We start from the raw sequence: 5875 nt of genomic DNA, 5'->3' as shown, positions 1-5875 counted from the left end.
TCCATAACGTTCGATCGCAGTCAACGATGGCACGCAGAGATTTAGCTTGGGGGTACTAGGACTAAATACTTTGCCATCAGCAGTATATCTCCAAGAGTGATAAGGGCAAACAATTTCCTCATTCTCAACCCAACCATGACTGAGACGCATTCCTCGATGACAGCAGCGATTTTGTAACGCACCAATATTCCCTTGAGACGTGCGAAACAGGACGATTTCTTCGTTGCATAGCTGAACTAAAATTGGTTTTTTCTTGAGCAGCTTGCTTTCGATTGTGGGATGCCAATGTTTGAGTAATTCCATTTTAAGTAATAAGTAATAAGTAATGAGTAATGAGTTTTAAGTTTCAGTTTTTACTCGAAAAATTAAGCAGTCCTTTGTCAACGACATTATGATAAAAAATGCTGGCAAACTTGGGATATAGAGAGGGAAACATTCTTTTACACCACCAAAGAATTTGCCAATGCAACTCAACACAAGAAAGTTTGAATAAAGACGAATCTTCAATAACTTCAATAACATCTAAAGCAACTCGTTCGGGAGCGACACCATTATGTACGGTTCTGCGTAATGTCTGGGCTACGGTAGAATCTGAAGAAAACAATCCATCCCGACTCAGATTGGTATTGACAGATCCAGGACAAATTGCTGCCACCCGAATTTTATCGGATGCCAATTCAATAGCTAAAGATTCAGATAATCCGACAATGGCACATTTGGATGCGTTATACAAACTCATTTCAGGCGCGCTAATTAACCCTGCAATAGAAGCAATATTAATAATATGACTTCCTTGCTGGCGACGGCTCATCTGGGGAAGAAAAGCTTTGATACTATTAATTACTCCCCATAGATTTACATCGATTACCCGATGCAATTCTTTATCGCTGGCTGTGGCAATTTTGCCTTGATGCAAAACCCCCGCACAGTTAATTAAAATATCGACTTGTCCTCGTAAATTTTTAGCTAGCTGCTTTAGTTGCTCTGGTACGGTTACATCTATAGTGTGACCATAAATATTAGTATAAAAAGATAATTCATCAAGCATTGCCACAATTCGCTCCTGACGAAAATCTACCAGATGAACCATTACACCTTTTTTTGCCATAGCGATCGCGACCGCTTTGCCAATGCCCGAACCACTTCCAGTAATTACGGCAGTCTTTTCAGACCAATTAATTTTATGTTTTAGCAATAAACTATCCAGAGCATAATTCTCTAAAGAACACATCATCAGTTACAAACAATCTTTATGTTTCACTTTGCACATTAATAGAGAGCAATCGAGAAGAAGAAGGGAATTTTCGGTTTCGTCGTCAGTGAATGGTGGCGTTCGAGTAGCATTTGTACTAGAAACTACCCTAAAGCTTCCAGCTTTAGCCCATAAAGATTTCACAACATATTTTGGCGATCGCTTTTCAGACAATTGACCAGTTTAGGTCGCACGTATCGATTGCTACTCACAAAACTTTATTCCCGATTCAGGATAAAAAAGAATGGTTGGGCGATTGTTTTATAATCCATCAACCCCAACAAAGTATTGTCATCAACTTGGCGAAAAACATCATTAATTGGCAAATAATCGTAAATCATCGTGGCACTAACTCGACCTCGATATTCCATCATTCTGATTCTGGCTTTACTTTCGTTAGTTTTTAGAATTGATGTTGCCAATTTAAAGACGGGTTTCAAGGCTTTATTTTTAGGAGGAAGAAAACGCAACCCCAAATCTGTTATCCAAGGATTGGGATCTACTCTAATAATGTTGTTGCTGCCATCTAAGAACAATAAAGGGTGGACTGTTTCGACATCGACAAATTCTTTGCCATACCAACCAAAAGTCTCTAGCAAACCATCTAAAGGATGATTTGTTTTCAACCCTTTACCCTGCCATCTACCAAACATAGACTCCAAATTTACAGTGTCTAGTTCGTCAAAGAAACTCAATGCTTCGGCAGTTGTGGTTTTACCTGTAGGGAATTTAGCTGTTAGGCGATCGCTAGTAACCATAGAATTTATCGACAATAAAATAAATTGTTGTGCTTACATCCTAAAAAAATTTTCCCATCGAGTTTTATATTTTTACTCCTAATTTTTACTGGTATTCTAAAGTTAGATTGAATCGGCGTTGGTACAACTTACTTAAAAATTGATGGGAAATAAAGATAGATTCTTCTACTGGTCTCCTCAGTCTCCCCGTCAGACCAGACAAGTAACCTTGATAAATCAAATTTAATACGATCTCCCCCTAGAGAAGTAGCATCAAGAAATTATTCAGTATGAAGCATCCCAGATTATTATTTTGCCTAACTCTTGCAAATTCCTTTGGTCTGTGGTGGCTAAATTCTTCTTCTGTTTGCGCCCAAATAGTTCCCGACCACACTTTGGGAGAGGAAAGTTCTGTAGTGATGCCCAACGAAGAGATCGACGGAGTAGAAAGCGATCGCCTGGAAGGGGGAGCAATTCGCGGTAGTAACCTGTTTCATAGTTTTCAAAAATTCAATATCGATACGGGAAGAGGTGCTTATTTTGCCAATCCAGCAGCGATCGAGAATATTTTTACTCGCGTTACAGGTGCGAATCCCTCGGAAATATTTGGTACTTTAGGAGTGTTGGGGGATGCCAATCTGTTTTTGCTCAACCCCAATGGGATTATCTTTGGCGAAGATGCCCGTTTGGATCTCGGAGGCTCTTTTTTTGCGACAACTGCCAATAGTATTGCCTTTCCTGACGGTCAAGAATTTAACGCTACCAATCCCAATTTACCTCCTTTACTTACAGTAGAGGTGCAACCGCCTGTCGGTTTAAAGTTTGAAGGGGAGTCGGGGATAATTACCAATGCTGCTGACTTAGCTGTAACCGAACAAAAGACTTTAAGCTTGGCTGGTGGCGAGGTAGAAAATAGCGGGAACTTAACCGCACCAGGAGGAAAGATAGAAGTACTCGGTAAGGAAAGTGTGGCTTTATTAGAAGATGCTTCTCTTGATGTTTCTGCTGCTGATGGTGGGGGTACGGTTGTTATTGGGGGAAATAGCGATTTAGTATCTAATGCCCAACAGACTTATATTGGGAATGAAATTACTATTAATGCCAACGCTATAACCGACGGTAATGGGGGCAAGGTCGCAGTTTTGTCGGATGAGGTAACGGGGTTTTACGGACAGATTGACGCAACGGGTGGTAGGGAATCTGGGAATGGTGGCTCGGTTGAGGTATCCAGTCAAGAACAGTTAATCTTCAGGGGCAAAGTAGATACCAGTGCGGTAAATGGTTTGTTGGGGGAATTATTACTCGATCCAACGAACATTATTATTGCCGATGGTAGTGGGGAAAATGCTTTAACCAATCCCCTAGAAGAGATTAAGGATACAGCAGCAACTACTATTTACGAATCGGATTTAGAAGCATTATCTGGAGATAACAATCTTGTTCTCGAAGCCACTAATAATATTATTCTTCAAGATTTAACTGACGATAGTTTAAACCTTGCTGTTGGTAGGGGAGAAATTAGCTTTAATGCTGATACCGATAGTAATGGCATGGGGAATTTTGTCGTGGAAGATCTTGCCGATACTATTTTTACTAATGGACGAGATATTAATATTTCTGGGACAAATTTAAACCTGGGTAATATCGATACCAGCCAACTAAATAACGATGGCGGGGCAATAACACTCTCGGCTAATGGGGATATATCTGGGGGAAATTTTAATTCTTCTTCGGTGGATAATGCTCTAGAGGAAGCTACTTCTGGCACTGGTGGGGCGATCGCGATTTCTGCTAACGGTAATATTTCAATCGGGGAGCTTAATTCATCTTCTGCTGCTAGTGCTTCCGATGTTGCTACTTCTGGTATTGGTGGTGCGATCGATGTCTCGGCTAACGGTAGTATCTCGACGGGCAATATCAGTTCTTCTTCTTTAGCTTTTACCCCTTTAGGTATTGGCAATATTGCAGGTAATGGTGGGGATATTTCCCTACAAGCATGGAATACACTGACGTTCGGCGATATTGAAGCGATCGGACTACTAGGGGGTAGCATAACTATAAATAGTGGAGAAGATCTGGCTATAAGCGATCGCTATGTTCTCAGCTTTACCGCAGGTTCGGGAATTGGTGGAGATATCGAGCTTAATGCACCTTCTATTTCCTTGACCGATTCTACAAAAGTCTTCAACATTACCATCGGGGAGACGGGCAAAGGAGGGGCGATAATTGTCAATAGCGATCCAGAGTCGGGAAAAGTAGAAATTATCAACGACGATGATTTTACCCCCAGAAATATTGGTAATCCTCTGGTGGCATTAATCCGAAACAATTCAGCTGGAACTGGCTTTTCAACGGCAACAGGTGGGGGTGCTGAGGGGGGAGATTTATTTATTAACACCAGCGAATTGGTTATTCGTAACAATGTCGATCTAGGCGACTTAATGGACTCAGGCGAGGTTCTATTTACTCCTCAAGTGGGGGCTGCTGCTCTCAATACCCCCCCGATCGATCTACTTAATTTGCCTTTTAGCACGGGAAAAGCGGGAAATTTAACCGTTAACGCAACTAAATCTGTAACTATTACGGGTAGCGACGATCCAGAGTCATTTACTGTACCTTCTGATAGGCAAGCTACTATTTTTACCAATAATGCAATCGCATCTTTAACCACCATAGCTCTTGGCATCGGCGATGGGGGAGATTTAACTATTAATACCGCAGAATTAAACGTTGAATTTGGTGGAGGAGTATCTGCGGGAACTAGCTCTCGCGAAGGTACGACAGGCAACGGCGGCGATCTGACGGTTAATGCCGAGCGCGTTAAATTACAGGGTAGAGGTGGTATTGCTTCTAGTACTTTGAATACTGGAAATGCTGGCAACTTAACCGTTAATGCCGATGCAGGTTCGGTAACACTCCTAGATGGAGCAACTATCGCTACAGATAGTTTAGGTTCGGGAGAAGCAGGAGAATTAACCATTACGACAACAGACCTGTTTGTAGGCAATGGTTCGCGTATTGGTACGGCGACTTTTGCTGCAGGATCGGGGGGGACTCTGACAATTGATGGGGCAAATTCTATTGAGCTAGTAGGTACTTCTCCTGATGGTAGTATTTCCAGCGGTCTTTTTGCTTTGAGCAGTCTAGAATCAACAGGAAATGCAGGTAATATAGACCTCCAGACAAACTCTCTCTCAATTGCCGATGGAGCTATAATTTCTGCTCAAACTGAAGGTACGGGAGACGGTGGTACGATCGCGGTTAACGCTCTTCAGTCAGTGTTCCTCAACGAAAACAGCCAGCTTACTGTAGCTACTAGCGGTGCTGGACAACCAGGAGATATTACCATTAGTACTGACAGCCTGACTATTGGTAAAGATTCAGAAATTAGTGCCACTGCTACTGCCACCTCTACTAACACTGAAGGGGGTGGCGCAATAGCGATCGATGCTTCTAACCTGGATTTAACAGGCAAGTTGGGTATCTTTGCCGAAACTCAGGGGGAAGCACCCGCAGGAACTCTAAATCTTCAGCCAAATAACGATCGATCCGACTTAAACATTCAATTTACCGATACGGCAATTATTTCCGCCTCTACTACCTCTAACAGTACGGGAGGGGATATTAATTTAACCGCACCCGAAACCATTAATATTACGGGACAAGGCACGGTAGCGGTGGAAACTATAGGTACGGGGGATGCGGGTAGCATCAACATCACTACCCAAAACTTAAATCTCAGCCAGCAAACAGAAATTTCTGCCTCCACGTTTGGTAACGGTCGAGCGGGTAATATTAATATTACTGCCGATAACTTTAACCTCACAGAAGGGGCGACAATTATCACCGACACCGCTAGTAGCGGACAAGAAGGAGATATTCAACT

4 protein-coding genes are annotated in these 5875 nt (G+C 42.3%); 1 reads left to right on the top strand and 3 read right to left on the bottom strand.

The annotated features are described in order from the left end of the window. The 3 genes from AC33VI_RS22070 to AC33VI_RS22060 all read right to left on the bottom strand — a co-directional run. Positions 1 to 303 (bottom strand): Rieske 2Fe-2S domain-containing protein (locus AC33VI_RS22070; protein WP_491784416.1); only part of this gene is annotated, 303 nt, incomplete at its 3' end. 43 nt (positions 304 to 346) lie between these two features. After that, positions 347 to 1234 (bottom strand): SDR family NAD(P)-dependent oxidoreductase, encoded by an 888-nt coding sequence (locus AC33VI_RS22065; RefSeq protein WP_491784415.1) that lies wholly within the window; start codon positions 1232 to 1234, stop codon positions 347 to 349. 236 nt (positions 1235 to 1470) lie between these two features. Next, complete coding sequence (locus tag AC33VI_RS22060) at positions 1471 to 2010, bottom strand: DUF4334 domain-containing protein (RefSeq protein WP_491784417.1); 540 nt, start codon at positions 2008 to 2010, stop codon at positions 1471 to 1473. Between the two features lie 269 nt (positions 2011 to 2279). Here AC33VI_RS22060 and AC33VI_RS22055 point away from each other — a divergent pair. Next, positions 2280 to 5875, top strand: a 3596-nt coding sequence (locus AC33VI_RS22055; RefSeq protein ID WP_491784414.1) for a two-partner secretion domain-containing protein, incomplete at its 3' end; no start/stop codon positions are given.

Source organism: Waterburya sp. (genome assembly GCF_058530065.1).
This window is presented reverse-complemented; position numbering and strand designations above follow the sequence as displayed.

Bases quoted from the DNA above. Each gene is read 5' to 3' on its own strand.
- AC33VI_RS22060 (WP_491784417.1), bottom strand. From the start codon at position 2,010: ATGGTTACTAGCGATCGCCTAACAGCTAAATTCCCTACAGGTAAAACC.
- AC33VI_RS22065 (WP_491784415.1), bottom strand. From the start codon at position 1,234: ATGATGTGTTCTTTAGAGAATTATGCTCTGGATAGTTTATTGCTAAAA.